General features: G+C 68.4%; 25 protein-coding genes. 14 read left to right on the top strand and 11 right to left on the bottom strand.

Annotated features, from left to right (window positions below; genetic code table 11):
- Positions 1 to 232: 232 nt before the first annotated feature.
- Positions 233 to 1,927, top strand: coding sequence for an LVIVD repeat-containing protein (locus tag G4D83_RS21345; protein ID WP_163866653.1), 1,695 nt, complete (start codon positions 233 to 235; stop codon positions 1,925 to 1,927).
- 120 nt (positions 1,928 to 2,047) lie between these two features.
- Here G4D83_RS21345 and G4D83_RS45575 read toward each other — a convergent pair whose 3' ends face one another.
- Both G4D83_RS45575 and G4D83_RS45570 read right to left on the bottom strand, forming a co-directional pair.
- On the bottom strand, positions 2,048 to 2,197 hold the full coding sequence (locus tag G4D83_RS45575) for a hypothetical protein (protein ID WP_205522678.1): 150 nt from the start codon (positions 2,195 to 2,197) through the stop codon (positions 2,048 to 2,050).
- Entirely contained in the window at positions 2,194 to 2,346 is a 153-nt protein-coding gene (locus G4D83_RS45570; RefSeq protein WP_205522677.1) for a hypothetical protein, read from the bottom strand. Before G4D83_RS45570 ends, G4D83_RS45575 begins: the two co-directional genes overlap by 4 nt.
- A 230-nt stretch (positions 2,347 to 2,576) precedes the next feature.
- Between G4D83_RS45570 and G4D83_RS21335 the strand changes: the two genes are divergently transcribed.
- The gene (locus G4D83_RS21335) at positions 2,577 to 3,722 is read left to right on the top strand and encodes an acyltransferase family protein (protein ID WP_338041937.1); all 1,146 of its coding nucleotides are present in this window, start codon (positions 2,577 to 2,579) and stop codon (positions 3,720 to 3,722) included.
- A 134-nt stretch (positions 3,723 to 3,856) separates the two neighbouring features.
- Here the strand turns inward: G4D83_RS21335 and G4D83_RS21330 are convergent, their stop codons facing one another.
- The gene (locus G4D83_RS21330) at positions 3,857 to 5,215 is read right to left on the bottom strand and encodes a GON domain-containing protein (RefSeq protein WP_163866652.1); all 1,359 of its coding nucleotides are present in this window, start codon (positions 5,213 to 5,215) and stop codon (positions 3,857 to 3,859) included.
- A gap of 284 nt (positions 5,216 to 5,499) precedes the next feature.
- Between G4D83_RS21330 and G4D83_RS21325 the strand changes: the two genes are divergently transcribed.
- Both G4D83_RS21325 and G4D83_RS21320 read left to right on the top strand, forming a co-directional pair.
- The gene (locus G4D83_RS21325) at positions 5,500 to 7,095 is read left to right on the top strand and encodes a sigma 54-interacting transcriptional regulator (protein WP_163866651.1); all 1,596 of its coding nucleotides are present in this window, start codon (positions 5,500 to 5,502) and stop codon (positions 7,093 to 7,095) included.
- Positions 7,096 to 7,149: 54 nt separating this feature from the next.
- Complete coding sequence (locus G4D83_RS21320; RefSeq protein ID WP_163866650.1) at positions 7,150 to 7,722, top strand: hypothetical protein; 573 nt, start codon at positions 7,150 to 7,152, stop codon at positions 7,720 to 7,722.
- A gap of 6 nt (positions 7,723 to 7,728) precedes the next feature.
- Here the strand turns inward: G4D83_RS21320 and G4D83_RS21315 are convergent, their stop codons facing one another.
- A complete protein-coding gene (locus tag G4D83_RS21315) occupies positions 7,729 to 11,337 on the bottom strand; it encodes a serine/threonine-protein kinase (RefSeq protein WP_163866649.1) in 3,609 nt (1,202 codons plus the stop codon).
- A 134-nt stretch (positions 11,338 to 11,471) separates the two neighbouring features.
- Here G4D83_RS21315 and G4D83_RS21310 point away from each other — a divergent pair, with 134 nt between their 5' ends.
- Positions 11,472 to 12,563 (top strand): hypothetical protein, encoded by a 1,092-nt coding sequence (locus G4D83_RS21310; RefSeq protein ID WP_163866648.1) that lies wholly within the window; start codon positions 11,472 to 11,474, stop codon positions 12,561 to 12,563.
- 86 nt (positions 12,564 to 12,649) lie between these two features.
- On the opposite strand, the gene G4D83_RS21305 is transcribed toward G4D83_RS21310, so the two are convergent.
- The 4 genes from G4D83_RS21305 to G4D83_RS21290 form a co-directional block, all read right to left on the bottom strand.
- Positions 12,650 to 13,903, bottom strand: coding sequence for a serine hydrolase domain-containing protein (locus G4D83_RS21305; RefSeq protein ID WP_163866647.1), 1,254 nt, complete (start codon positions 13,901 to 13,903; stop codon positions 12,650 to 12,652).
- A 250-nt stretch (positions 13,904 to 14,153) separates the two neighbouring features.
- Entirely contained in the window at positions 14,154 to 14,513 is a 360-nt protein-coding gene (locus G4D83_RS21300) for a DUF1048 domain-containing protein (protein ID WP_163866646.1), read from the bottom strand.
- 1 nt (position 14,514) lies between these two features.
- Entirely contained in the window at positions 14,515 to 14,844 is a 330-nt protein-coding gene (locus G4D83_RS21295; RefSeq protein WP_163866645.1) for a PadR family transcriptional regulator, read from the bottom strand.
- A gap of 138 nt (positions 14,845 to 14,982) precedes the next feature.
- On the bottom strand, positions 14,983 to 15,954 hold the full coding sequence (locus G4D83_RS21290) for a LysR family transcriptional regulator (protein WP_163866644.1): 972 nt from the start codon (positions 15,952 to 15,954) through the stop codon (positions 14,983 to 14,985).
- 57 nt (positions 15,955 to 16,011) lie between these two features.
- Here G4D83_RS21290 and G4D83_RS21285 point away from each other — a divergent pair, with 57 nt between their 5' ends.
- From G4D83_RS21285 to G4D83_RS46260, 3 genes are all read left to right on the top strand, one after another.
- Positions 16,012 to 16,881, top strand: coding sequence for an aldo/keto reductase family oxidoreductase (locus G4D83_RS21285; protein WP_163866643.1), 870 nt, complete (start codon positions 16,012 to 16,014; stop codon positions 16,879 to 16,881).
- A 224-nt stretch (positions 16,882 to 17,105) separates the two neighbouring features.
- Positions 17,106 to 17,237: a hypothetical protein gene (locus G4D83_RS46885; protein ID WP_255203136.1), complete on the top strand. Its 132-nt coding sequence runs from the start codon at positions 17,106 to 17,108 to the stop codon at positions 17,235 to 17,237.
- Between the two features lie 111 nt (positions 17,238 to 17,348).
- Positions 17,349 to 17,996 carry a hypothetical protein gene (locus tag G4D83_RS46260; RefSeq protein ID WP_240356471.1) on the top strand — a complete coding sequence of 216 codons (648 nt, stop codon included), beginning with the start codon at positions 17,349 to 17,351 and terminating at the stop codon, positions 17,994 to 17,996.
- On the opposite strand, the gene G4D83_RS21275 is transcribed toward G4D83_RS46260, so the two are convergent.
- Entirely contained in the window at positions 17,945 to 18,574 is a 630-nt protein-coding gene (locus G4D83_RS21275; protein ID WP_240356470.1) for a DUF2306 domain-containing protein, read from the bottom strand. The genes G4D83_RS46260 and G4D83_RS21275 overlap by 52 nt on opposite strands.
- 199 nt (positions 18,575 to 18,773) lie before the next feature.
- On the opposite strand from G4D83_RS21275, the gene G4D83_RS21270 reads away from it, so the two are divergent.
- Positions 18,774 to 19,904, top strand: a complete 1,131-nt coding sequence (locus G4D83_RS21270) for a M12 family metallopeptidase (protein WP_163866642.1) — start codon at positions 18,774 to 18,776, stop codon at positions 19,902 to 19,904.
- Between the two features lie 472 nt (positions 19,905 to 20,376).
- Positions 20,377 to 20,655, top strand: a complete 279-nt coding sequence (locus G4D83_RS21265) for a hypothetical protein (RefSeq protein WP_163866641.1) — start codon at positions 20,377 to 20,379, stop codon at positions 20,653 to 20,655.
- 20 nt (positions 20,656 to 20,675) lie between these two features.
- Here the strand turns inward: G4D83_RS21265 and G4D83_RS21260 are convergent, their stop codons facing one another.
- Positions 20,676 to 21,584 carry a LysR family transcriptional regulator gene (locus G4D83_RS21260; RefSeq protein WP_163866640.1) on the bottom strand — a complete coding sequence of 303 codons (909 nt, stop codon included), beginning with the start codon at positions 21,582 to 21,584 and terminating at the stop codon, positions 20,676 to 20,678.
- A gap of 91 nt (positions 21,585 to 21,675) precedes the next feature.
- Between G4D83_RS21260 and G4D83_RS21255 the strand changes: the two genes are divergently transcribed.
- A complete protein-coding gene (locus G4D83_RS21255; protein WP_163866639.1) occupies positions 21,676 to 22,554 on the top strand; it encodes an aldo/keto reductase family oxidoreductase in 879 nt (292 codons plus the stop codon).
- A 49-nt stretch (positions 22,555 to 22,603) separates the two neighbouring features.
- Here G4D83_RS21255 and G4D83_RS21250 read toward each other — a convergent pair whose 3' ends face one another.
- Positions 22,604 to 23,770, bottom strand: coding sequence for an FAD-dependent oxidoreductase (locus G4D83_RS21250; protein WP_163866638.1), 1,167 nt, complete (start codon positions 23,768 to 23,770; stop codon positions 22,604 to 22,606).
- A gap of 107 nt (positions 23,771 to 23,877) precedes the next feature.
- Between G4D83_RS21250 and G4D83_RS21245 the strand changes: the two genes are divergently transcribed.
- From G4D83_RS21245 to G4D83_RS46250, 3 genes are all read left to right on the top strand, one after another.
- Complete coding sequence (locus G4D83_RS21245; protein WP_163866637.1) at positions 23,878 to 24,549, top strand: TetR/AcrR family transcriptional regulator; 672 nt, start codon at positions 23,878 to 23,880, stop codon at positions 24,547 to 24,549.
- Between the two features lie 207 nt (positions 24,550 to 24,756).
- Positions 24,757 to 25,074, top strand: coding sequence for a zf-HC2 domain-containing protein (locus G4D83_RS46255; RefSeq protein ID WP_240356469.1), 318 nt, complete (start codon positions 24,757 to 24,759; stop codon positions 25,072 to 25,074).
- On the top strand, positions 25,049 to 25,858 hold the full coding sequence (locus G4D83_RS46250) for a protein kinase domain-containing protein (protein ID WP_240356468.1): 810 nt from the start codon (positions 25,049 to 25,051) through the stop codon (positions 25,856 to 25,858). Before G4D83_RS46255 ends, G4D83_RS46250 begins: the two co-directional genes overlap by 26 nt.
- Positions 25,859 to 26,465 lie beyond the last annotated feature (607 nt).

Below are 26,465 nucleotides of genomic sequence, written 5' to 3'. Positions count from 1 at the left end.
TGGGCGTCCTGGAGGGGAGGGGCCGTGCCGCCGCGAGCCGCGGTCCAGCCGTCGGGCCGCATGGCCTGCAAACACGAAACCAGAGAAGCCCAGCGCACGCGATTTCCCACCGCGCACGCCCTGTTCCCCTCCACCGGGCAAGTATTCCCACGGGCAGAGCGAACTCAAAGGGGCAGCCGCTTTGATCCTGATGCCCGCAATGATGCGTGGCATCCCCCCTTGAGGTCTCCCGATGCTGTCTTCCCCTCGCCCGTCCTGGGTGCTCTTCGTCACCTGGGGACTGCTGCTCTCCGCGGCTCCAGGCTGCCGCGACTCGCCCCAGCCCACGCCCGATGCAGGCGTCCCCGAGGATTCGGGCACTCCCGACGCGGGGCCGCCCGACGCCGGGACGCCGCCATGGGACGGCACGTACACCGTGCTGGAGGAGCTGGGAGACGCCACGGGTGACCCCGGCGTGCTCTCGTCCTGCGCGCTCGTACCTCAGGTGGGCGAGAGCCCCGCTGGAGGCTGCCTCGACCCGGCCATCTTCGACCTGTCCGCCTGCGACTCCCCCACGCTCGCCAACGTCCCTCGGGACGGCCTCTACCATGTGCGGCTGCGCCAGGAGACCGCGCTGGCGGACGGCGGAGTGGCGGGCTCGTACTACACCGTGACGATGGGCCTCGTCGGCGACGGCGGCCCCAGCAGGTTCTTCTACGCGCCCGTCACACGCGAGGAGCGCGACGCGGACAGCCTGCTCCTCGGCACCCACAACCTGACCCGGGACGGGGGAAGCACCACCACCGTGCTGGCGGGATGTGAGGCCCCCAGCAACCGCTACTTCACGGGCTGCTTCGCCCGGTGCGTCAACGGTCGGGTGGTGCAGCGGGCCACCGCCGACGCCCACCGCATGCTGTGGCGCGAAGGCGAGGTCGAGTCCTCCGGCGGCCTTTCGCTCGTGTCGGAGACGTACGTCGCGCAGGGCACCCCGCTGGACATCTTCGTCGCGAAGAACCACGCCTACGTCGTCTCCGCCAATGCGTACCTTCGTCCTGGCAAGCCGGGCGGCATCACCGTCTTCGACGTGACGGACCGGCGCAACCCCGTGCTGAAGAAGGTCATCAGCCTCCCCGACGACCAGCTCTGGAACAGCGTGTGGGTCAAGGAGAACGCGCTGTACGTCGCCAGCCAGGACACCGGAATCGTCGTCTTCGACATCTCCAACCCGGCGGACCCACGGCTCGTGCGCCGCGTGCCCTCCAGCGCCCCCTTCGCCGTGCACACCGTGCTGGTGGATGGGGACCGCCTCTACGGCATGGGGCTCTGGCCCTCGAGCAACACGCTCGTGTTCGATGTGTCCACGCCGCTGGAGCCGGTGCTGCTGCAGCGGCTCGCGCTTCCCCTGGTGGGCCCCTACGACGGGGCGCATGACGCCTTCGCCTACCAGGGCAAGCTCTACATCAGTCACTTCGAGGGTGGACTCAAGGTCGTCGACGTCGAGAACCCGAACGACCTGAAGCTGCTGGGGACCTACACATACCCAAACACCACCGCCCATCACAACGCGGTGGGCACCTTCGCCGGGCGCACCCTCGTCTTCGAGGGCGGTGAGAACCATGGCGCGCACCTGCGCGTGCTGGACGCCAGTGACCCGGCGCACATCGTGAAGATTGGCGAGTTCAGGCTCCGGCCCACCACCTCCATCCACAACATCCTCCTGGTGGGCACGCGCCTGTACGTCGCATGGTACCAGGAGGGTGTGCGCGTGCTGGACGTGTCCAATCCCACGCAGCCCCGGCAGGTGGCCTATTACAATACCCACCGCGAGACGGACCCGGGGCGCACCGACGACGTCTTCGAAGGCGCCCTCGGCATCCGCGTCCCCGGCGACGGCTACGTGTACATCGTCGACACGTCGCGCGGCCTGCTCATCATGAACGAGCTCTAGCCCGGCATCCGGGGCGGCGCGGCCACAGGAGGCCGTGTCGTCCCGCCTTTGGGTTCCCAGCCCAATGGAGTCCCGCCGCCCGCGCATGCGAGTCGTCGACGTCGGGCGTCTGGGTGACGGCTAGCGTCCGCCGTCACGCTCGGAGGGGTCGCTCGCGGGCTTCGAGGCAGGAGCTGCTCCGGCGGCCTGCAAGATGAGGTTGGCGATCTCCTCCGCGTGCGTGATGAGCGACAGATGTCCTGAGTCGAGCTCGATGGTCGTCGCCTTCATGCGCTGGCGAGGAATCGCTCGAGCTCCGTCGCGGTCGTCCTGTCCTGCTTCGAAACCGCGTACCAGGAGGGCTTCGTCCTCCACGCGGCCACCGTCGTCTTGCCGGAGAACAGCGCATCCGATATCCGCCCTGCGGGGGCGGCAATCACAGCGCGTCTCAGTTCGCGACCCGACAGCGCGAGGCGGCACGGATGCGGCTGCGGGCGAATCCGCCGGGGAGGCCCGCCCTGGCGTGCGCCAGAATCACGGCGTCCCGGCTCTCCCCGCATTCCCGAAGGCGAGACCTGACGAAGTGCATCCGGGGCGCGGGATTTCGTGCCGCACTCCTGGCGAGGTCCCCTAGCATCCAGCGCATCCCCACCGCTGAGAGCCGACTCCGCTGAACGCCACCGAACCGCGCCACCTCGCCGGCCTGGACCTGCTCCGGGGCCTGGCCATCGTCATCGTCGTCCTCTTCCACTACCCGCGCCCCGACGGCCACGAGACCTACCGGATGCTCGCCAACTTCGGATGGACGGGCGTGGAGCTGTTCTTCGTGCTGAGCGGCTTCCTCATCGGCTCGCAGCTCCTGGAGCCGGTGGCGCGGGGCGAGACACCCTCCCTGAAGCGCTTCTACCTGCGGCGCTCGATGCGCATCCTGCCGCCCTATCTCATCGTGGTGGCGCTGTACCTCTTCGTTCCCGCGTGGAGTGAACGCCCCGTGGAGACACCCGCATGGCGCTTCCTCACCTTCACGCAGAACTTCGGACTGAGCCTGAACGGCTTCTCTCACGCGTGGTCGCTGTGCGTGGAGGAACACTTCTACCTGGTGCTGCCCCTCTGCGTGCTCGCGCTGCGCGGGCGCGTCCGGGCACCGCACCTCCTCACGGGCGCGGTGGGTTTGATGGTGGCAGGCATGCTCCTGCGGGCCGGCCTGTGGCAGCGCCACTTCTCCATGCTCGGGCCAGATGAAGCCGGGTGGCGTGGCTACGACACGCTCCTGTACTACCCGACGTATGCGCGGCTCGACGGACTGACGTGTGGCGTATTGCTCGCGGCGCTGCGCGTCTTCCGGCCCGCGGCCTGGGAGCGGTGGACACGAGGGGCCCGCGCCGGAGGCCTGGCGTTGGTGGGAGTCGCTTGCCTGGCCAGCGTGTTCTGGCTGAACGAGGAACACTTCCGCTACCTGGCCCACACGATGCTCGCGTTCCCCCTGACGTCGGTGGGCTACGCGGCGCTGCTCGTGGCCATGGCGGGCCCCACCGCCTCGCGCGTGTGCGCCCGCATCCCCGGCGTGAGGACCTTCGCGGTGCTGAGCTTCACCGTCTATCTCACCCACAAGGCCGTGCAGCACGGCGTCCGTGTCGCGCTGGAGCCCTATGGCCTGGACACCTTCCACCCCGCCACGCTGCTGGGTGGCGCCGTAGCGGTGCTGCTCGCGTCACTCGCGCTTCACCACGGCGTGGAGCGGCCCGCGCTGAAGTGGCGCTCCAGGCTGGAGACCCGGCTCGCCCACGAGCCTTCGCCCCAAGCCGCGACCCGCTAACCCCACCGGGTGGATGCGCGCATCTTCCCCCATGCGTTGCATTCCAGCGCATGGCCCACGCCCCTCATCAGCGCGCAAGAGCGGAGCGCCGAGGCTGAGGGGGTGAGCCTCGGGCTCCAGGCGCGACAGGACTTCTAGGGGGTGTAGACCAGGGACAGGTGCTCGTTGGTGCCGTTGAGGGGGTCGGTGAAACCGTAGACCGAGTTCCAACCGCACCAGCCGCCCCCTGTCAGGTTGAACACCTGGGCGTTGATGACCTGGGTGTTTCCGACCGGCACATAGCCACTGAGGGCGAAGGGGTTGCTCGACACGCTGAAGGAGGTGCCTCGCAGGTCGAGATTGGCCATGCCCGAGGCGGTCCCATCACAGGACATGGCCGTGGCGTACGGCATCGAGTTCACCGGGACGCTGTTGCCGTGAAGGAGCCCCCCCGTGGAAGTGGTGAAGGTCCGGTCCGTGATGACCACGTACAGGTTGAGTGGATCGATGCGCAACCTGGAGTAGGACGTGCGCACGCTGATGCCTGGAGAGGCGCCCCCAGCGGTGTACTGGGAGTAGTTGGAGGCGCCCACATTCCTCAACACCAGGTAATCGAGGGGCGTGCCAGCCATGTTCCGGCACCACACCTGCCAGGGCTTGTTGGGGTTGCCATTGATGTACAGCGTGTATTCGTTATCCCCCGAATAGCCATAGGCGTCCTTGAGTTCCTCGCATGACCTGGGCTTGTTGTGCGTGAGCTTGAGTTGCAACAGGCCGCCGTTCTGGTTGGAGGGGTTGCTGATGCCGGTGAGCGAGTTCCAGCCGCACCAGCCGCCCCCCAGCATGTCGACGACCTGGTCCGACTGGCTGTAGTTGCTGGTGCCAGACGGAAGATACCCCCCGAGGGAGAATTGGTTGGTCGCCACGCTGAAGGGGGTGTCGCGCAGGTCGAGGTTGGCTGCGCCTGCGGCGCTCCTGTTACAGGACATGGCCGAGGCGTACGGCATCGAGCTCACCAGGGAGCCCATGAAGTAGAGCCCTCCCGTGGAGGAGGAGAAGCGCTGGTCCGCGGTGTTCACGCGCAGGGTGAGGGGGTCGATGCGCAGCCTGAAATAGGTCGTGCGCACGGTTTCTCCAATCGTTTCCCCGCCGACGGTGTACTGGGAGTAGTTGGAGGCGCCCGTCTGTTTCAGCGTCAGGTACTCGGTGGGCGTGCCGGCCATGTCATGGCACCAGGCCGTCCAGGGCTGGAAGCGATAGCCGTTGAAGTACAGCGTGTACTCACCATCCCTCGCCGAGGGATTGGCGTTCTTGACCTGCTGGCAGGTGACTGGAGTGCCCTGCAGGTCCTGCGGCGCGAGGGCGGAGAAGGTCTCTTCGTTGCCCGACTCCCCTGCCTCGCCGCAACCCGTGCTCAGCGCGACCAGGCCCATGAAGACGGCCCCGAGCCCGGCGCCAAGACGAGGACGCCGTGCGACGGCGGCGGAGAGGCGCGGCTTCTTCCAGGTACGCATGATGGGACTCCTTGGAGAGACGGCAGACCGCGGAATGCAGTCGGGCGGCGCATGAGCAACGCGGATGCCACGCCGTGGAAATGGGGCCCGCGAGGAGCGTCCCCGCCAGCGTCCCTTTCAGGAGGCACTTCCACGCGTCGAGCCCACGCCGCCACGTGTGGACCGTCGTCCTGCTCGATTCGCTCCGACGGGCCGGGTCGGCAGTCACCCTGCTTCGTGAGAGGAACGAGCGGAGCGGGCCGAAGTAGAGTCACGGCTCCCGCGGCGGTCCCCTCTGGAGTTTCATGCGCGAGCCCCCCTTGGAGGACTTCTCCACGGCGAACGTTCCCGAGTCTGGCGAGGAGTGGCACCCTCGCGGCGCACCGCTCCTCACGGCGCTGACCGTCGTCTCGCATCCCCAGCCCCACCGCGTGGGGGACCGCGTGCTGCTTGAGGCGCTCGCCGCCGGCCGCGAGGTGGAGCTGTCCCGCAATGCCCCGGCCTTCATCCCTCCTGGCTCGGCCCTGGGTTCGCATCTGGCCGACCCATTCATCAGCCGCAAGCCGCTGGTCCTCTCGCCCGGCCCGCACGGAGGCCTCCGGCTGTCACCGGCCGAGGGCGCCAAGGTCTCGCTCGGCGCTGAGCCGCTCCAGGGGACCTGGGAGCTGTCCTCCAAGGAGGTCGCCGCCGGGGTGCCGCTGGTGTTGGCTGGCCGCGTGGTGGTGCTGCTGCACCTGGCGGCGCCCCCGTCCCCCAGGGGCCAGGACATGCTGGGCATGGTGGGAGCCAGCGCCGGCATCCAGCGGGTGCGCCACCACGTCGAGCAGGTGGCGGACCTGGGAGTGTCCGTGCTCATCCGGGGCGAGACGGGCTCCGGCAAGGAGCTCATCGCCCGCGCCATCCACCAACGCAGCCCCCGGCGGCTGCGGCCCTTCGTCAGCATCAACCTGGGTGCCATCCCCCGGGAGCTCGCGGCCTCCGAGCTGTTCGGCGCACGCAAGGGGGCCTTCACCGGCGCGGTGAAGGACCAGGACGGCTTCTTCCAGGCGGCCCAGGGCGGCACGTTGTTCCTGGATGAGGTGGGCGAGGCGCCCCCCGAGGTCCAGGTCATGCTGCTGCGCGTGCTGGAGACAGGGGAGCTCTATCCGGTCGGCTCGCGCACGCCCATCGCCGTGGACGTGCGGCTGGTGGCCGCCACGGACGCGCACCTGGAGGAGCAGATTCGCGACGGCCGCTTCAAGGCGCCGCTCTTGCACCGGCTGGCCGGCTACTCCATCCGCGTGCCCCCCCTGCGCGAGCGGCCCGAGGATGTGGGGCCACTCTTCCACCACTTCGCCCGCGAGGAACTGGAAGCGCTGGGCGAGGCGCACCGGCTGAGTCCCGGGGACCCCTTCCGCGAGCCCTGGCTCCCAGCCCCGCTCGCGGTGCGCCTGGTGCGGCACGGCTGGCCAGGCAACCTCCGGCAGCTGCGCAACGTGGTAAGGCAGCTCGTCATCGGCAGCCGCGGCCAGTCCCGCCTGAGGCTCGACGCCCAGCTCGAAGAGGAGCTGTTCCCCGTCGGGGCTCCCCTCGTGGGCCGCCCCACCAGCGCGCCCTCCACCTCGGCGCCCTCCGCCTCCCGCCGCAAGCCCGCGGACATCTCCTCGGCGGAGCTGCTCACCGCGCTGCGCGAGGGAGGCTGGGACTTCCAGGCCGCCGCGGACCGGCTCGGCATCCACCGCACCTCCATCTATGACCTCATCGAGCGCAATCCCGACCTGCGCACCGCCGGAGACCTGAGCGTGGAGGAACTCACCCGGTGCTTCCACGCCTGCAAGGGGGACCTGGACGCCATGGTGCGCCAACTCGAGGTCTCCCGGCGCGCGCTGGGCCGCAGGCTCAAGGAGCTCGGCCTGGGCTGAAGGGCACGCTGGTCCAACCGTTGCAATTGAATCACTCAGGAGGATTGGACAGACATGAGCAGGAACGAGTCGAGGGCTTGGTTTCGTCGTTGGGTGATGGCGGGGCTGCTGGGAACGCTGGGATGCGGCGGGAGAAATGCCAGACCCGGGGACAGCGCCAACGGGGCAGGGACGGGGCCGGTCCGGCAATATTATTGCCCTGCCCTCAAGACCAGCGGTCAGACAGCGGTCGAGGTGGATGGCCTCGGCGACGTCAACCGCTGCGTCGACCCCGGGGGGACCATCACGTTCGACTCGAAATGCCAGGCCGCCACCTACGTCCTCTTCGCTGGAGAAATGACTTTCGACCTCTCCCAGCCGCAGCCGAAATGCCTCACCCTCGCCGATGAATGTCAAAAGAAGATGGGAGCCCTTGGGACCATCACCCTCGAGAAAGGTCAGAGCTGTCAGCTGACCCTCGCGCCAGGGGTCTCCTCCGGGCAGATCAAATTCGTGGGAAACACGGGCGGCCCTGGCTGTGCCCCCCAGGGGAGCGCGGCGCGTATCCCTCCCATGGACGTCATCATCGGCAAGCTGGAGGTAGCGACCTCCACGAATGAAGAGGAGGACGCCCGCGGGCCAAGGTGAGTCCCCTCAGGGCGCGGCCTGGGACACCGCTGGGGCCTGCCGCGCCCAGAGGTGCCCCAGGTGGGGGTTTCGCGCGAGCGCCGCGTCAGCCGCCTCCCGCATGCCGCCCCCCACCCGCTGTTCACCGGAGGCGGTCAGCCTCGCCTCCTTCACCCGCAGCAGGCTCGCGCGCAGCAGCAGCGCCTCCGCCCACTCCGGGCGCGCGATGAGCAGCGTGTCGGCCACACCCAACCCTCGCTCCAGCCACGGGCCAGGCGCCTGCCCCAAGGCCTCCGCCCAGAGGGCGCGCACCCGGCAGAATTGACCGAAAGCGACCTGGTGGTCCTGTCGCCCGGGCTTGAGCTGGAGCGCCTTCTCGAAGGCCCTTGCCGCTTCGTCGAAGGCTTCGCCCGCGGCCTCTCGCTGGCCGCGCGAGGCCAGCCAGCTCGCACGCACCTCGTGGACCCGCCCCTGGTACAGCCAGGCCTGGGCCTCCTCGGGATTGCGCGCGAAGGCCTCGCGGAGGGCCTCCAGGGCCTTTGCCAGCGCAGGGGACGGGTCGCGTCCGTGCTCCAGCGCGAACGTGGCACTCAGGTGGTGCGGCTTCGCCAGGTTGGCCCAGGGATGCGCCAGACCGGGCAGCAGCGCGAGCGCCTCGCGATAGGCCGTCTCGGCCTCGTGAGCGTCCGCCTCCGGATTCTCACCCATCAGCCACCGGTACAGGGCGCGCGCGGCGTGCACCTCGCCCAGGTTGTTCTGTCCATAGCCTTGCCTGGGGGCCACGGCGATGGCCCGCGCGCAGGCGCTCCGAGCACGCTCCAACAGGGGGAACGGGTCCCCTCCCCGGTCCCAGGCCTCCCGCGCCAGCTCCAGCAACACCGCGCTCTCCCCCAGGTGGAACTGGGGGATGCGCGCGTTGATGGCGATGCCACGCTGGTAGAGGTCCAGCGCCGTCTCCAGGTCCGGCCGGGCGTCACCGCCCTGGCGCGAGCGCCGGCCCGCCAGCTCCTGGTGGAGTTGGCCTCCCAGGAAGTACGTCACGAAGTTTCCCGGGTTGAGCGTCCGGGCCTTCTCCAGCGCGACGCGGGCCCCTTCCAGGTCTCCTTCCGCGTCGGGCGAGCTCGGGAAGGTGGCCCGCGACAGGTGGTTCGTTCCCAGGTTGAGCCAGGCATCTGGCAGCTGTTCGTTCAGGCGGATGGCCTCGCGGTAGGCCTGGATGGCCCGCCCTCGAGCGGGCAGCGGGTCTTTTCCCGTGGCCTCCGCGCGGTCGGCCTGGATGCTGAAGACCAGGCCGAGCGTGGCGTGCAGTTCGTAATCCCGCGCCTTCTCGGGGACGCCCTCCAGCGCTTCGATGGCCTGTCGCAGCGGCTCGCTGGGGTCCAGCCCCCGGGCCTCCAGCGCGCGGGCCTGGCGCCGCAGGCTCTGCCCCAGCTCCATGCGCGCCTTGACGGGCTCGGGGCGGAAGGCCAGCGCCTCCCTCGCGGAGGCCATCGCCTTCTCGAGGAGCGGCTCCACCGGCTCGCCCCGCATCATCCCGTGCTCCGCCATGCGGTTGTGGAAGCGTGCCTCCAACACCTTCGCCCGCGCGAAGCCCGCATCGGCCGCGAGCGCCCGCGCCACCGCCTCCAGGCCACGGGTGTACGGGGGCTGGACGTCTCCCTGGCCATACAGCTCCATCACCAGCGCGGTGTACTCCAGCCTCGCCAGCGCGAAGTGGACGTCGGGCACGCTCTCGGCGGTGGCGGCCGCGTCCGCGCAGGCCCTGCGTCCCGCCTCCAGGTCCGCGCGCGCGCCGTCCCGGTCCCCCGAATTCCAGCGCCGCGCGGCCCGCGTCTGGAGGATGTCGCCGCGCAGCAGGTGCGCCTCGTGGAACCACGCCCTGCGCCGTCCCGCCGGCTCCAGCCGTGCCAGCGCCTCGTCCAGCCGGTCCTCGTAGAAGGCGAACAGCGCCGCCACGTAGTCCATGGAGGGCACCTCCGCGCCCTCGCTCGAGCGCAGCCAGGTCAGGGCCGGCTCGCGGTAGTCGCGCGCCAGGGCCTCGCGGCGAGCCTGGCGTTGGGCGGCGTCCGGCAGGCGCTCCACGTCCAGCAGCGCCTCCTGGTACAGGTGTCCCAGCACCACCGCCAGCGCCCAGGCGACGCGGGGCTCGCGGTAGCCTTGCCGCCACGCGGCCTCCAGGTGCCCGCGCGCCGTGGCCTCCTCGCCCAGCGCCAGGAAGCCGCGCCCCAGGGCGTACTGGCCCGGTCCGGCGGCCAGCGCACCGGCGTCGCGCACCTCCCCCGCCAGCGCCTCCAGGTGCCCACGAAGCTCCTCGCGGTCCTCGCGCGTGTCGTGCATCCGCGACAGGCCGGAGTAGCGGGCCAGCGCCTCGACGCGCTCCACCTGCTCGGTGAAGCGCTGGGCCAGGCGTTCGCGGCGGGCGGCCTCCTGGCGGGTGTACGCGGCCTGTCCCAGCGCCGCGCCCGTCAGCACCATCGCCAGGCCGACGACGGTGGCGAGCACGCGGTGCTTGCGCAGCCGCTTGCGCAGGCGGTAGCCCGGCCCGGCGAGGCGCGCGCGCACGGGCTCTCCCGCGAGGAAGCGCTCCAGCTCCTCCGCCAGTTCGCGCGCGGAGCCGTAACGGGCGCCACGCTCTTTCTCCAGACACTTGAGGACGATGGCCTCCAGGTCCTCGGGGATGGCCGCATCCAGCGCGCGGGGCGGGCGGGGCTCCACGGTGGCCACGTTCGCGAGCACCTCCAGGGCATTGTCTCCGGAGATGGGGGCCCGGCCCGTCAGCAGGTGGTACAGCGTGGCGCCCAGGCTGTAGACGTCCGCGCGTCGGTCCAGGCGGGACACCTCTCCCCGGGCCTGCTCGGGGGCCATGTAGTGCGGCGTGCCCAGCACGGAGCCGGTGGCGGTGACGCCCTCCTTCCAGTCGCGCGCCAGGCCGAAGTCCATGACGTAGGGACGGAGGCGACCGTCCTCGGCGCGCTCCACCAGGATGTTGGAGGGCTTGAGGTCCCGGTGGATGAGCCCGGCACGATGGGCGGCATGGACGCCCTCGGTGATGTCGCGCAGGACCAGCACCTTCTGCTCCACGGTCAGCTCGGAGGCGAGCTGGTGGAGGGGCAGTCCTTGCACGTACTGCATGGAGATGTACGGGTGTCCCTGGACCTCGCCCACCTCGTACACCTTGCACACGCGCTCATGCTCCACGCGAGCCTGCGCGGACGCCTCGGACAGCAGGCGTCGCACCAGTTCGGGGGCGCCACCGAGCACGAACTTCAGGGCGACCTGGCGGCGCAGCCGTGGGTCATGCGCCAGGAAGACCTGCCCCATGCCGCCCTTGCCCAGGAAGCGCACCGGCTGATACCGCTCCCAGCCGGGCACCGGAAAGGCGGGCTCCGAGTCCGAGGGCTTCCCGAGGTGGGCGTCCTTGCCGTCCGACACGGTCGCATCGGCGTCATGAACAGGAGAGCGCGCGGCATGGACGCGCGGCGATGGGAGCTCCGCCGCCGAGAGCCGACCCTTCTCCGCGAGCAAGGCCAGGAGCCCGACCCCTCGACGCCGCGCCTCCTCCAGCAACGCGTCCGCCTCGTCCCGCGAGACAAAGCCCTCCGCCAGGGCGATACGGAGTTCGGCTTGCAGGTCCATGAGGACGCAAACCCTATCATGTCCGCTTGCCTTCGCTCGCCCCGGCCGCGACGACGTCGAGTGTCTCCTTTGACTCCGCGCCCCACCGAAATGAAGTCGACAAGGTCTCGACGCTCACGGGATATCATCCCCGCATGCGACTGATCGACTGCACGGAGTTGCTTCCCAGGTTCGCACCCGCGCCTCCCCGCGCGGCGTCCACGCCCCTGGCGAAGGACACCGTCCCGTACGTCCGGTTCCTCGCCTTCGAGCCACGGGGCTCGCTCCTGGTCATCGAGGCGCCCGGCCATGCCGACCAGCCCGGTCGGCTGCTGCGGCGCAGTGGCACCCGCCTTGAAATCGAGGCCGAGCTGACGGGCCCGCTGGGCCCCGGTGCGCTCTCGCCCAGCGGACGCTGGCTCCTCACGGGAGGCCCGCTGCTCGCTGGCCGAGCAGCCTGCTGCCAGTTGATAGACCTGGACACCTTCCAGGTCGCGCACACCCTGCCCGTCATGCGCCCCTTTGCATGGATTGACGACGAGCAGTTCATCGCACAGTCGCCGAACTGGGCGGAGACGTTCCGCGACGGAGACGTAGTCAAGACAGAGACACGCCGAGTGGACCCGGCCCTCGCCGCCGCCGTGCCTGCCCTGGTGACGCCGGAGCCGTCCATGGTGCGGGTCTCCCGGACCACCCTCGGGTGCCAGCCCTTGCTGCCGTCCCAGTGGCTCGATGAGGAGGTGTGCGCGGTCCTGTCGCCCGAGGGCGATGTCCTCTACACAGCCACCTCCTTCTCCCGCATCTCCGCGGTGCGGGTCGCCGACTCCCGCCTGCTATGGCAGCGCGCGCCGTCGCGGCTCGTCACCGAGGGCACCGTCGCCGCCATGGCCCTCGACCCCACGTCGAACTGGTTGATGACCGTCGGCGGAGGAGTGAGCCATGACATGCTCGTGTTGGATGCGGCGAGCGGCGCCGAACTCGCTCGCCACTCGTTGGGCACACTCGCACGCCGAGTAACGGGCGGCACGAACACCCGTGGCGACTCCATCTGTTTTCGCGGAGAGGGTCTGGGTGTGATTGGAACCAACAACGGCCTGGTCATCGAGCTCGGACACGATGGGCGATGGAGCGCGTACAAGGCCGGCACCCGCTCGCTTCGAGCCATCGCCTTCTCCGCCGATGGCACCTCCATGGTCCTCGGGGGCGCGGAGAAGAACCTGCGCGCCATCTCGCTCTCCGCGCGCTGAGCCGTCGCCTCGCGCCAGCCCACCGCGCGGACACGATTTCGCGATGGAACGCGCCGGACGAAGCTCCTGGTGAGTCGAGCAGCGCCTCAGTGTCGAGCCCCGAGGCAGGCGACGACGGCCGCGGCCAGGTTTGACGCTCGCGGTTCGCCGATCCGGAAGGACCAGAGGTTCGTGACGTAGCCGAAGCCGACACTGGCATCGGGGTCGGCGAAGCCAATCGAGCCGCCGGAGCCGGGATGGCCGAACGACCCGGGCCCGACGAGGGGCATCGGCGGGCAGGCTCGCCAGAACCCGAGCGACATGTTGAAGGAGCGGTTGGCCGGAACATCCAGTCCCGGCGGCAGCCCGTTCATCCTCGTCTTGTCGGTGTGGACGACGGTCATCTTCTCCACTGTCTCCGGATTCAGCAGCCGCACGCCGTCGACGTCGCTCACCGTGGCCGCATACATCCGCGCCAGCGAACGCGCGTCCGAGAACATGTTCCCGAAAGGGAACTCAGCGGCGCGAAAGGCACGCGTATTCATGTAGCCGCTGGTGTGGTCGAAGGCGCCGCCGAGCTGGCCGGCGCGGGCCTGGATGGAGTCCGGGCCCCACACGGCGTTCATCCAGGCGATGACCGTCTCCCTATCGAGGCCCGTGGTCTCAATCATCCCGGCGGTCATCTCCTCCAATGTGAATGGAGCGGCATACTCTATTTGCGCCACCCTCCCCTCTTGCGCCTCGGGCAGCCCTATCCAGGCGCGCAGCCCGAGCGGGGCGGCGACCTCGTCGGCGAAGAAGGTGCCGAGCGACTTGCCAGTGATTCGCCGCACGACCTCCCCGACCAGGAACCCGAAGGTCATGCCGTGGTAGACGTGCTCGGTGCCCGGCTGCCACTCCGGCTTCTGCGCCTCGAGTGCCCGGATGACCGGGTGCCACGCACAGGCATCCTCGAACGTCAGCGGACCGTCGACGACGGGCAGACCGGCCTGGTGTGAGAGCAGCCAGCGCACGGGGATATGCGCCTTGCCGGCAGCGCCGAACTCCGGCCAGTACTTGACCACCGGGGCGTCCAGCTCGAGTTCGCCGCGCTGTGCCAGCAGATGGGCGCAGATCGCCGTCGCGCCCTTGGTCGTGGATGCGACCAGCGCGAGGGTGTCTTCGTTCCATGGACGGTTCGCCTCGCGAGCGGCGAGGCCGCCCCACAAGTCGACGACGGGACGGCCATCCACGTAGACGCAGCACGCCGCGCCGACCTCACCAGGGGTCCCTTCGAAGTTCGCCCGGAAGACATCGGCCACCTTCCCCCAGCCGTCCTCGACGTGTCCGTGCACCACGGGTACGCGTGTCGTCTCCAACATGACTCACTTCCTTTGCTCTGTGAGAGGGTCTGAAACGCATTGCTTGTACAGCGACGCGACGCCTGCCCTCGTGCTTCGCGAGCTGGCGTCCCGGGTCTGTTGCTGCTCGTGTTTCAAGAGCGCGGTGAATCGCGACGTCGCAATGCCTGTCGGAGCCCTGGGGCTCGACGGCGTCCTTGCTCGGTTCTGGTGCGCTGACAGCGTGGAGTTCGTTACGAACGCAGCACGTGGGCGCCGTGCTGTGTCTGCATCAAAGGCCCTTCGCTTCTTCTTCGGCGGCGTGCTCGAGCGCGCGGGTCAGCCGCTCCCGCTCCCGGAGGATCCACTGCCCCTTCGGGTAGTTCCGGACGAACGTCTCGATGAACTCCACGGGGTCTTCCCCGACAACCTGGCGGATGGGGGTCCGGTTCGCCGCGCTCTGTTCGAACAGGTCGACGAGGTCCGCATAGATGGCGGTCCCGTCGCCTCCCGTCCCGAAATACATCAGGTACCGCTCCAGCGCCTCGACCGCCGTGCGATAGCTCGCGGGAAGTTGTTTCGTGCGCGCCTTGTACTGCCGCCACTGCGCCTTCTCGCCGATCACCTTCGAGATGAACCTTGAGATGAACATGTCATCTGCCTCCTTTTTGGAGTTGGTCGAGCCGTTCAGTGAGGAAGCTCCACGTCCGCCAGAACTCTTCGAGATAGGCCTGTCCCTGCGCGTTGAGCGAGTACACCTTGCGCGGCGGCCCCTTCTCGGACGGGACCTTCTCCACGCCCACCAGACCGCGCTGCTCAATCCTGACGAGCAACGCATAGACGGTGCCCTCGGCGATGTCGGTGAAGCCCATCTCCCGCAGCCGCGCCGTGATTTCGTAGCCGTACTCCGGCCGCAAGGACAGGATCGCCAGGACGATGCCCTCCAGCGTGCCCTTGAGCATCTCCGTCATCTGCTTGCCCACGAAACACTCCCCGAACTACTCAGCACTGCTGACTACCGGTACATAGTAACGCAGAATAGCGGCAGCGCAAGCCCCCTGGCGGGAAGGCATGAACGCCTTCACGTCGCTGACGTGCGGGCCGCAGACCGGACCACCGGGTCAGGACGGGACCATCGGCTCCGTGAGCTCGCGGACCGCGGCATCGAGCTTGGGCCTCACCGCGGGCGTCTGCCTGGCGATATCGAGCATCGCGGCGCGCACGAAGGCGAACGCCTCGTCCTCGTCCAGCGCGGCGGGCCAGAGCAGGTCCATGCCGCCGGCGGGATGCGCGAAGGGAAAGGGCGCGGTGCGAAGATGCGGCCGCTGCCGCTGGAGCTGCGCCGCGAAGGCCTCGGGCAAGGTCGCCACCAGTTCGCCGCCGTCGACGATGGCTCCAATCGCGCTGAAGCTCGCGACCGAGCACCGGACGCGTCGCTCGACGCCGAACCTGTCCTCGACCGTGCCGCGGAGGTCTCCGTTGAAGGAGACGATGACGTGCTCCTGCGCGAGATACGCGCGCTTGCTGGGTCTCGCGCCGAGGCGCACGTGGCGCGGGTCGAACAGGCAGACGAAGTGGCCACGGACGAGCGGCGTGCGCAGGATGCCGCGCGGCAGCGTGTCGATGACCGTGGCCGCGAGGTCGACCCGGCGGGTCGCCAGCGCATCGACCACCGTGCGGAACTGGACCGGCGTGCAGACGAGCCGCATCTTGGGCGCGTCGCGTCCGAGCCGGCGCAACAGCGGCGGCAGCAGCCACTCGTCCGCGAAGTCGGCCAGCCCGAGGCGGACGATTCGCTCGCTCGTGCGGGGGTCGAAGCGCGCCGGTGCGAGCGCGGCCTGGAGCATCGCCTCGAGCAGCGGGCGGACCTCGGTCACGAGGCGCGCGGCCCGGCTGGTCAGAATCACGCCACGGCCGTGGCGCGCGAGCATCGGCGTGTCCAACGACACGCTGAGCCGGGCGAGCGCCGCGCTCACCGCCGACTGCGTGAGGTAGAGCCCCGCGGCCGCTTTCGTGACCGAGCCCGTGTCGGCGACGGCGACGAGCACGCGCAACAGGTTGAGGTCGAGTTCCCTGGCACTCACAGCATTCATGATTGGCATTCATGCTATTTGCTAGTGTGAATCGGGGCCAGCGTTAGATTCGAGCCCATGACGAATACAGACACGCTCGGCGGTCGATTCACTTTCCCTGGCACATCGCTGACGGTGCACCGCATGGGGTATGGCGCCATGCAGCTCGCGGGCCCGCACGTCTGGGGACCGCCGCGTGATGTGGAAGCGGCCGCGGCGGTGCTGCGCGAGGCGATTTCCCTCGGCATCGACCACTTCGACACGAGCGACGCCTACGGGCCCCACGTCACGAATCAGCTCATTCGCGCCACGCTGCATCCGTATCCCAAGCACATCGTCATCGTCTCGAAGGTGGGTGGGCGGCGTGGCGAGGACAAGTCGTGGCTCCCGGCGCTATCGCCCACCGAGCTCCGCGAGGGCATCCAGGACAACCTGCGCCACCTCGGGCTCGACGCAATCGACGTCGTGAACCTGCGCATGATGAGCATGACGCCGACGGAAGGCCCTCTCGACAAGGAGCTCGCCGTCCTCATCGAGCTCAAGCGCGAGGGGCTCGTCCGCCACATCGGCCTCAGCAACGTGACGGCACGTCAGGTCGGGCAGGCGCAAGCGCTCACCGAAATCGTGTGCGTGCAGAATCACTACAACCTGGCGCATCGCGGAGACGACGCGCTCATCGACACGCTGGCGAAGCAGGGCATCGCCTACGTGCCGTTCTTCCCGCTCGGAGGCTTCACGCCGCTCCAGTCCTCGACGCTGTCGGAAGTGGCGAGCGAGCTGGGCGCGACACCGATGCAGGTCGCGCTCGCGTGGCTGTTGCACCGCGCACCGAACATCCTGCTCATCCCGGGCACGTCGTCGGTCGCGCACCTGCGAGAGAACGTGGCCGCGGCGTCACTCGCGCTGCCGGCGAAGAGCATCGCCGCGCTCGACGGAATCGCCCGCTGACAGCGATTCCGTGAGGGGCTGGCCGCCGGCGACCGACTTCATGGAATAACTCCTTCAGGATGAGGATTCACGGCGCATCGCCAGAGTGGATTCCCCCCTTCGCTCCGTGCGCGATTCAGCGCGGGCCCGCCGATGCGGTCAGGGGAACGGGGGAATGAGCCCGAGGGCATCCCAAGAATTTCCGGGCGATATGTCCTGAAGCGGAGGAGTTTATCAACGAGGCCGTGTGGGCGGGCGAGGCCGCGCACGACGACGAGACCGTGGCGAGGGCGCTCACGCTGGCCGAGGAGGCCCGGGCGCGGCTGGAGGTCCTGGGCGTCCGCGGCCAGCCGGAGCTCCAGAAGGTGCTCGCGTGACAGCGGAGTGAGGCGAAGCGCTGAGTTTCTTGGGACGGGGGAGAGCCTCCTCCCTCTTTCTCCTCGAATGCATGGGCGGCGACTCGCTGCCCCATCCAGAGGAGAAGCCCCATGGTGGCAGTGACAGCAACGGGTGGCAGTGCAGCGAAGGTCGATGCCGCCGAGGCGCAGCGCCGCGCGAAGGAAGCCCGGCAGAAGGCGGAGGCGGCACGCAAGGCCGCGGAGAAGCCGGTACAGAAGCCCGAGGAGGCCATGCTCAAGGCGAACACGACGGCCGTCGAGGAAAGCAAACCGCCGCCCTACAGCGAGAAGGACATCGCCAAGGTGAAGCCGACGAAGAGCGAGCTCGACTCGGCCTTCGAGGGCACCCGTCGAAAGGCGGAGCTGGAGAAGCTGCTGGGCCTGACGCCCCCGCCGCCGCCCGTGGAAGTCGTGCTGGGGCCGTTGCGGGACGCGGCGCCGGCGAATTCGTCCGAGGAGAAGAGCCCCTTCGAGAAGCCCTTCTGGCAGACGCACACGACACAGACCCGCCCCTGGCTTCACGAAGGGCCCGGCCCCCTGGGCGACGTGGGGCACTCTCAAGCGCCCGGCGGTGGCACCGTCACCGGCAGCCAGGGTCCCGGCGTCACCTGTCCCATGATGTCGAATGAGCAGGCGAAGTCAGACGGCATGCGCGAGACGACCTCGCGTCCAGGACCGAGGGCTCGTCATGAAGGCACGAGCTCTCGCGCCTGGAGCTGTCTGCGCGAGATGACGTAGGCCACGCCGAGGTTGGGAACCCAGCAGAGCCAGGCGACGAATCTGTAGGCCGCGATGAAGTCGCCCATGGCGTGAATCAGGACGGGCATCCAGAGTCTCAGGGTGACCGCCGCGAAACAGGCGGCATAGCTGTAGGTCATCATGAGCCGGTGCTCTTCGATTCGCCGGCGTTTGATGAGCCGATAGGCGGAGGCCGTGGTGGAGAGCCAGACGATGCCCAGGCTGATGAAGCCCGACGCGGCGACGACGCCCCCCGTGGCGAAGAAGCCGATGTAGACGCCAGCAAGTCCACTCAACAGGACTGCTCCGACGTAGACCTTTCCAAGGAGCCGGTGCGCCCCGGGGCGCTTGAGTCGCAGTCTCGTGACGAACTGGGTCCAGCCGACGGCCAGCGCGAGTCCTCCCAGGGCGATGTGCGTGTAGAAGGCCGCGTTCCAGACGGGGTCGGCCAGGAGTTCGATGCTCTTCGAGGCACGGAGCCCGAAGTTCGAGGCCGCGAGGAAGTAGCTCACGGGATACAGGCCCACGGCCAGACAGAGGGCGGCGAAGAGGACCCAGCATGCCTTGCTTGCCAACATGGAGACTCGGGGTTCGGAGTGGGGAGGACAGGAACAGTGTACGCCGCGGGACTTCCAGAGCCCCTACGCGGCACGGCTCACACGATTGCGGAGCAGGACATCCGCGGCGGCGCGACGGGCTGACGTGAGGCGTACTATCCAAAACCTCATCGCCCCTTGGCGAAGATTGGAGAGTTCCGTGTCTTTTTGCCGCTCCCTCATGGCCGTTTCCGTCCTCACGCTGCTCGCTGGCTGCCAGGTCGATGACGACGCCCATTCCTCCGAGGTTCCCGCAGGCGCGGGAACGCCCTCCACCTCTGGCGCGGTTGGCACCGGCTGGGCGGTCATCCGCGGCGAGCCCGCGCAAGTCACCTTCACGGTGCAAGGCGGCCGCGCCATCTTCGAGGGAGACATCGACCTGGGGCCGGCGGATGTGATTCCCACCCACCGCGAGGCACTGGAGCGCGCTCTCACGGACGGCGTGCAAGGCATGGGCAGCATCACCTACGCGAGCGGCAGCCGTTGGAGCTCGGGCAACGTGCCGTACGTCATCGACCCGGCCCTTCCCATGCAGTACCGGGTGACGGACGCCATCGCCCATATCGAGGCCAACAACCCGGGCGTGAACTTCTTTCCGCGCACCGCCGGGTACGCGGACTACATCTACATCACGCGAAACGCCACCGAGTGCAACTCACAGGTCGGGCGCGTCGGCGGCGGACAGGTCATCAATCTCGCGGACGGCTGCGGCACGGGCAGCACCATCCACGAGCTGCTGCACGCGCTGGGAATGTGGCACGAGCAGAGCCGCTGCGACCGGGACACCTACGTCGAAGTCCTCTGGGCCAATGTGCAGCCCGGGTATGCGCACGCCTTCAACCAGTACTGCGTCGGGTCGACGCCGAGCTCCGGCGACATCTATGACTACGATGAGGGCTCCATCATGCACTACCACCCCTATGCCTTCTCGAGGAACGGGGCGCCGACCCTCCGCTCCCTCCGGGGGAGGGAGTACCTCATGGGACAGACCTCTGGCATGAGCGCGACGGACGTGAAGACCGTCCGCTGGATGTACACAGACCCCGCTGTCTGTGGCGATGGCAGGTGCTATCCGGAGGAGAACAACCTGAGCTGCCCCACGGATTGCCAGCCGTTCTGTGGCGACTTCATCTGCCAGAGTGGCGAAGAAGGCGTGTGCACCGATGACTGCCCTCCCTGCGGCGACGGAATCTGCACCATCTTCGAACAGAACGGCTCATGCCTCGCGGATTGCGGCACCTGTGGGAACGGCATCTGCGAGGCCTCGGATTCGCAGGTCCTCATCTGCACTGATTGCTGGGGCCCTTTCTAACAACCCGTTGAAGGAGTCCGTATGCGCCGCTCCCTCCTGCTCTCCGCCGCCCTCCTGCTCCTGGCCACCTCCGGATGCAACGACTCCGACTCCGAGGACACCCCTGATTCTGGCGGCTTCGAGCTCCCCCCCGCCGGCGACTCCGGCTCCACCCCCCAGGTGCCAGCGTCCTCGTTCGCGGCGTGCTCCTTCTCCGAGAAGTGCACAGCCGCGCTCGAGCTTTGCTACGTCAGCCAGGAATGTCCCCCTGCCGTCCCCGAAGGGGTGGATGCCGGCACCTGCGCACCCGAGACAGGTGACCGCCTTTGTCATCGACGATGCAGCATCGGGCTCCCTTGCGGAGCCGGCGAGCGCTGCGACCAGGTCGGTATCGCGGAGCGTTCGGACCATACCGAGACGATCTCCCTCTGCTTCAACTGAGAGGATGTCCCTGTCTGGAACCCGGTCGCCACGCCACCGGAGCTTGTCCCCCATGAATCCTCCGACGTTCATCACCGAAGGTGGCTTCAACTGGTCCTCCCGGGGCTTTCACTACACGCTGTCTGACTTCGAAATCACCCAGACCCCCCTGACCGTTGTATTGCGCGAGAAGTTCGAGGCGACAACCGGGCTTGATTGCTCAGCCTTCTTCAGGGCCGGCAACTTTGTTCAGGGCGAGGCCATCCACATGATGGAGAAGTTCCTGGCTTCACCGAAGGCAAACGACTTCAAGCCTGGAGCCCGATACTTTTTCGCGCATCCGGTTGCATAGGCTTTGCGTCGTTACACCGGTCAGGAAGGCTCCGCCGAGGCCTTGATGAAGTCGACGAATGCCCGGAGCGGCGTCGGCACGAGACGCCGCCCGGGGTAGTAGAGAAACGGCCCGGAGAAGGACTGCCACCAGGGTTCGAGGATGGGCTCGAGGGCGCCCCGGTCCAGATGCGGGCGCAGCCAGTCCTCGAAGAGGTACACGATGCCGCAACCGGCGATGGCCGCGTCGACGGCGAGGTCGGTCGCTCCTCCGACCCGGACTATCAACGGCCCCGATGGTTCGACCTTGACGACCTCAGCGCCCCGCTCGAACTCCCACGACGTCATCGTCCCGCTCGGGAAGCGTCCGCGCAGACAGGCATGGTCGAGCAAGTCGCGGGGATGCAACGGACGACCATGGCGCTCGAGATAGGCGGGGGAGGCAGCGGCGGCGAAGCGCTGGACACGGGGCCCGATGGGCACCGCAATCATGTCCTGCTCCAATCGGTCATCGTAGCGGATGCCGGCGTCGCACCCGGCCGCGAGCACGTCGACAAAACTCTCGTCCGTCATCACCTCCAACCGGACCTCTGGGTAGGCCGCGAGGAAGGGCGGAACGATGCGGGGCAGAACCAGCCTCGCCGCGCTGACCGGCACATTGAGACGCAACACCCCCGCCGGCCTGTCTCGAAAGCCATTCACCACGTCGAGGGCCGCCTCCACCTCCGTCAAGGCGGGGCCGAGCCGCGCGAGCAACCCCTCGCCTGCTTCCGTGAGGACGACACTGCGCGTCGTCCGGTTGAGCAGCCTGACCCCCAGTTGGGCCTCCAGACGGCGCACCGCCTCACTGAGGCCGGACGCGCTGCTTCCGCTGCTGCGCGCCCCATCGCGAAAGCCTCCGGCGCGCGCCACCGCCAGGAAGGCATTCAAATCGCTCAGGTCGACCTTCATTGTTCGCCACTCCGCACAGCCCGTGCGGATTGTACCTGATTCTCGTCAGCCCGGCGGCGGCCTACTTTGCCTCGTCTTCAAAGGAGAGCGCATGTCCAGCATCGAGCAGGTCGGAACGTTCAGCCTTGGCGCGCGCCGCGTGAAGCGGCTCGGCTATGGCGCCATGCAACTGGCGGGGCCCGGGGTGTTCGGCCCGCCGAAGAACCGGGATGCGGCCCTCGCCGTGCTGCGCGAGGCCGTCGCGAGCGGGGTGGACCACATCGACACCAGCGACTTCTATGGCCCGCACATCACCAATCAGTTGATTCGCGAAGCGCTGCACCCCTATCGCGAGGGTCTCACCATCGTCACCAAGGTCAGCGCCAGGCGGGGTGCGGATGGCTCCTGGCTCCCTGCCCTTTCACGCGAGGAGTTGACCCAGGCGGTCCACGACAACCTCCGCAATCTGGGGCTGGAGGTGCTCGATGTGGTCAACCTCCGCAGCATGTTCAGCGTGCATCACCCCGCCGAGGGCTCTCTGGAGGCACCGCTCCGCGCGCTCGCCGACCTCCAGAAGCAGGGACTGATTCGGCACATCGGGTTGAGCAATGTCACGCGCACGCAAATCGCGGAAGGCCGCGAGATCTGCGACATCGTCTGCGTGCAGAACCAATACAACCTGGCGCATCGAGAGGACGACGCACTCATCGACGAGCTCGCCCGCGATGGCATCGCCTATGTGCCGTTCTTCCCGCTCGGCGGCTTCACCCCGCTGCAGTCGTCGACGTTGTCTGACGTCGCCGCGCGCCTCGGCGCCACGCCCATGCAGGTCGCGCTCGCCTGGCTCCTTCGTCGCTCGCCCAACATCCTCTTGATTCCCGGAACCTCATCCGTCGCCCACCTGCGGGAGAACCTCGCCGCCGCCGAACTCAAGCTTCCGGACGATGCGGTCAAGGCGCTGGACACCGTGGCGAGCATCGGCTCCGCCTGATTCCACCTCCCAAGCGGAGCTGGAGAGAACCCTGTCGTGTCGACTCCGGTCAGGGCGACGTGCCCTGCCGGAACGGCGTGGACGGCATCGTCGCGGAGCCGCCGGTCAGCAGGTCAATCAGCCCGTGCGGGGCGTTGGCGTCGTCGAAGCAGAGCGCGTGGACCTTCGCGGCCTCGACGGCGGCGTCCGCGCTCCGGATGAACAGGGCGGCTTCGTACTCGGCCAGCGCGGCTTCGAAGTCGCCCCGGTGCGCGGCCAAGGCCTTGCCGAGCTCGGCGCCGTCGTACATCGCCAGGTTGGCGCCCTCCCCGTCGGGCGGGTTCAGATGCGCGGCGTCGCCGAGAAGCGTCACCCCGGGCACGCGCGCCCACCGATGTCCGGGCGGGAGCGCATGGACCATTCGGAGGACGGGGGCGGTCTCCCCGTCGGTAATCAACGCGGTGAGCTCTGGCGCCCAGCCGTCGAACTCCGCCGCGACTCGAACCTTCGCCACCTTCGGGTCCGTGAAGTCGATGCCCGAAATCCACTCCTTCGGCCGGGTGAGCGCGACGTAGGTATGCAGGACGCCGTTCGTCTCACGGTGGGCGACAATCCCCTTGCCGGGCGCGAGCGCGTAGAGCGCCCCGCCGCCAACGACCTTCGCGCTGGCCGGGTGGCGCGCGTCGGCGTCGAGCAGGTACGTCTCGATGAACGAGGTGCCGACGTACTCGGGCTTCGCCTCGGACAGCAGCGGCCGGACCTTCGACCAGGCGCCGTCCGCACCGACCACGAGGCTCGTCGTCACGCTCGCCCCGTCCGCGAACGTCACCGTGTGCTGCCCTTCGCCGAGCGGGCGGATGGCCATGACCTTGCGCCCCCAGTGGACGGTGCCGTCGGGCAGCGAGTCGAGCAGGATGCGCCGCAGATCTCCACGATGCACCTCGGGGCGAACGCCGCCGCCGTCGTCGGGCTGGTCGAGCAGGACCGCGCCGTGCGGGTCGAGCACCCGCGAAGCCTCGCCTCCTGGATGGATGATTCGGCGGAATTCGTCGAACAGTCCGGCTGCCTTCAGCGCGAGCTGCCCGTTGTAGTCATGGATGTCGAGCATCCCGCCTTGCGTGCGCGCCTCCGCGGATGCATCGGCCTCGTAGACGGTGGCGGCGATGCCGTGGACGTGCAGGACACGAGCGAGCGTCAGCCCTCCGAGCCCAGCGCCAATGATTGCGATGGAAGTCATCGTGATTCCTTTCAAGGCGAAGGCCGCCCGGCGACGCCGTCGCGGCCCATGGAACGCCGTTCCATAACAACACTGGAACGCCGTTCCATTTCTGTCAAGATGGGGCCATGGGAACCACGAAGCGCGGCTCGGAACGACGTGAGGACGCGCTCTCACGGGAGCGAATCGTCGACGCGGCGATTGAGCTGCTCGACGAAGAGGGGGAGAGCGGGTTGACCTTCCGCTCGCTTGCCTCGCGGCTGGCGACGGGACCTGGCGCGCTCTACTGGCACATCGCGAACAAGGGCGAGCTGCTCGTCGCCGCCACCGATGCCGTCATCGCCCGCACGGTGGCCCAAGTCCCCGCCGTCGCCACCCCGCACGAAGCCATCCGCGGCATCGCGGTCGGCGTGTTCGAGACGATTGATGCGCATCCGTGGGTGGGCGCGCAGCTCTCTCGCGCGCCGTGGGAGACCCCGACGCTGAGGATATTCGAGCGCATCGGACGTCAGGTCCAGGCGTTGGGGGTTTCGGGCCGCGCCCAGTTCACGTCGGCGTCGGCGCTGTTGAGCTACATCGTTGGCGTGAGCATCCAGAATGCCGCGAACGGCCGCCTGTTCGAGCCGTCCGTGGACCGCGCTGACTTTCTCGACACGATGTCGGCCAGGTGGAAGCAGCTCGACGCCCACGAGTATCCCTTCACTCGGAAGGTCGCGGCCCAACTGCCCGGACACGATGACCTCGCCGAGTTCCTCGCCGGCATCGACCTCATCCTCGCGGGCATCGCGGCATCGCGCTGACGCGTCGCCGAGCGGCGCCCGGCCGACGGTGTCGAAGCGGGCGCAATCCTTCACGCACGCAATGCCACGTCAGGAAGTGCGTAAGGGCGAGTGAATGACAGACACCCCCAGTGCGTCCTCCGTTGGAAGGGGCCACGGCGCTCTCCTTGATGGTCAAACTCCCAAGACTTGACCAACATGTATTCCTAGATTTTCCCGAGGAGTCGTATGCGTGACCGAGTTCCCCCATCCACCCCGTCTGGCGAACCGGAACGCGTCACGGAATCGGCCCCCACGCCCTCATGTCCTCAGGAAGTGACGCTGACGGACCTTCTCGCCGGGCTGCTCTCCGAAGAGCACCGGGTCTCCGTCCTGGCGCACGTGGAAAGCTGCGCGGATTGTCGGTGGGGCCCTGGCGGCGGGGAATGGAACGGAGCTCCCACGGACGCCCTCCCAATCCCCGAGGCCGGGCGACAGGGTCTCCCGCTACGTGGTGACAGGACCCCTCGGGTCGGGAGCGATGGGCGTCGTCTACGCGGCGGATGACCCGGAGCTGGGCCGCCGGGTGGCCCTCAAGAGGCTTCGCCCCGAGGGACACCAACGAGACGACCTGCGGCAGCGGCTGCTGCGCGAAGCCCAGGCGCTCGCCCGACTCGCGCATCCCAACGTCGTCACCCTCCTTGACGTGGGTACCCATGGCGAGGCCGTCTTCCTGGCCATGGAGCTCGTGGAGGGAATCACCCTGGCGGAGTGGATGAGGGAGCCGCGTCCCTGGAGGGAGGTGCTCCGGGTCTTCATTGAAGCCGGCAAGGGGCTGGAGAAGGCGGACGCGGTGACGGTGCAGAACGCGCCCGAGTTGACGGCCGCCCTCGAGGGACTCACCGGATGCCGCGAAACCCCCGGGCTCACCAGCCGCCCTCCGCCTCCCGACGACCTGCGCCCCCGGGTGGAAGCGGCACGGCACACGCTGGCGCAGGCAAGGGCCCACAGCGTGGCTCGTCGCGCCCCCGAGTACGCGCTGCTGCGCGAAGACGCACGCCAGTTCCTCGTCGAGTCGCTCCGCAAGGCGGTGGCCGTGCTCCCAGAGCAGGAGCGGGCCCTGCTGCGCTTGCACCATTTCCATGGGTTCACGATGGACCGGCTGACGCTCATGTATGGGGGCTCGCGCTCCGGCGTCGCGCGCAGGGTCGCCGATGCCCGCGAGCTGCTTCTCGAGCGCGTCCGCATGGAGCTCGCGCCCCGGCTGAAGCAGGACCAGCTTGCCTTGGAGAGCCTCCTGGGACTGGTCAACAGCCGATTGGATATCAGCCTCCATGGAATGCTCGACTGACGCCTTCACGGCAGGTCAGTCGGTCAAGACTTCGTCATGCCACTTCGGACGCTCCCCGAGCCTTTCGGGGGGAAAGAGGAAATGGCCTGGCCCGCATCCCAAGAAATCCTTCGTCCCGCCCCCTGAGGCTCGCGCGGGCCACGGACGCGGCGATGGCCGGGTACTCGGTGGGTTCGGGAGTCGCTGGGCGCGACACCATGGCACACCACCCGTGAACCGCCGGACCTGTCGCGGAATCTGTCTGTGATTGCCCCGGGCAGAGCGACCTCCGGAGGAGTGGATCACATGTGCGGTTCCGAGCCCTGATTGCCATACCAGGGGCTTCGCGGTGCGTGACGGTGCGAGGAAGTACCCACCCCGCTGACGATATGTCTCGGACGTCGAAATACATATCGCAACACCCCAATCCTGAATGAAAGAGGTAGCGCCTGTCGGATTCATCGGGTATATCCTGATTTTGAATTTAACTCTCAAAATCACCGAATCCACGGAAAAATACAGATGGCGCGGCTCACGAAAGGGGCTGGCCGGCTCTGCATCGCGGGTTGGTTTGTCATCTTCGCCACGCTGCTCGTTACAGAGGGTGGGGAGGACGACTCCGCCATGA

The organism is Myxococcus eversor, assembly GCF_010894455.1.
GTDB lineage: Bacteria > Myxococcota > Myxococcia > Myxococcales > Myxococcaceae > Myxococcus > Myxococcus eversor.
The sequence above is the reverse complement of the archived record's forward strand: the minus strand, read 5'-3'. Positions and strand labels throughout refer to the sequence as shown.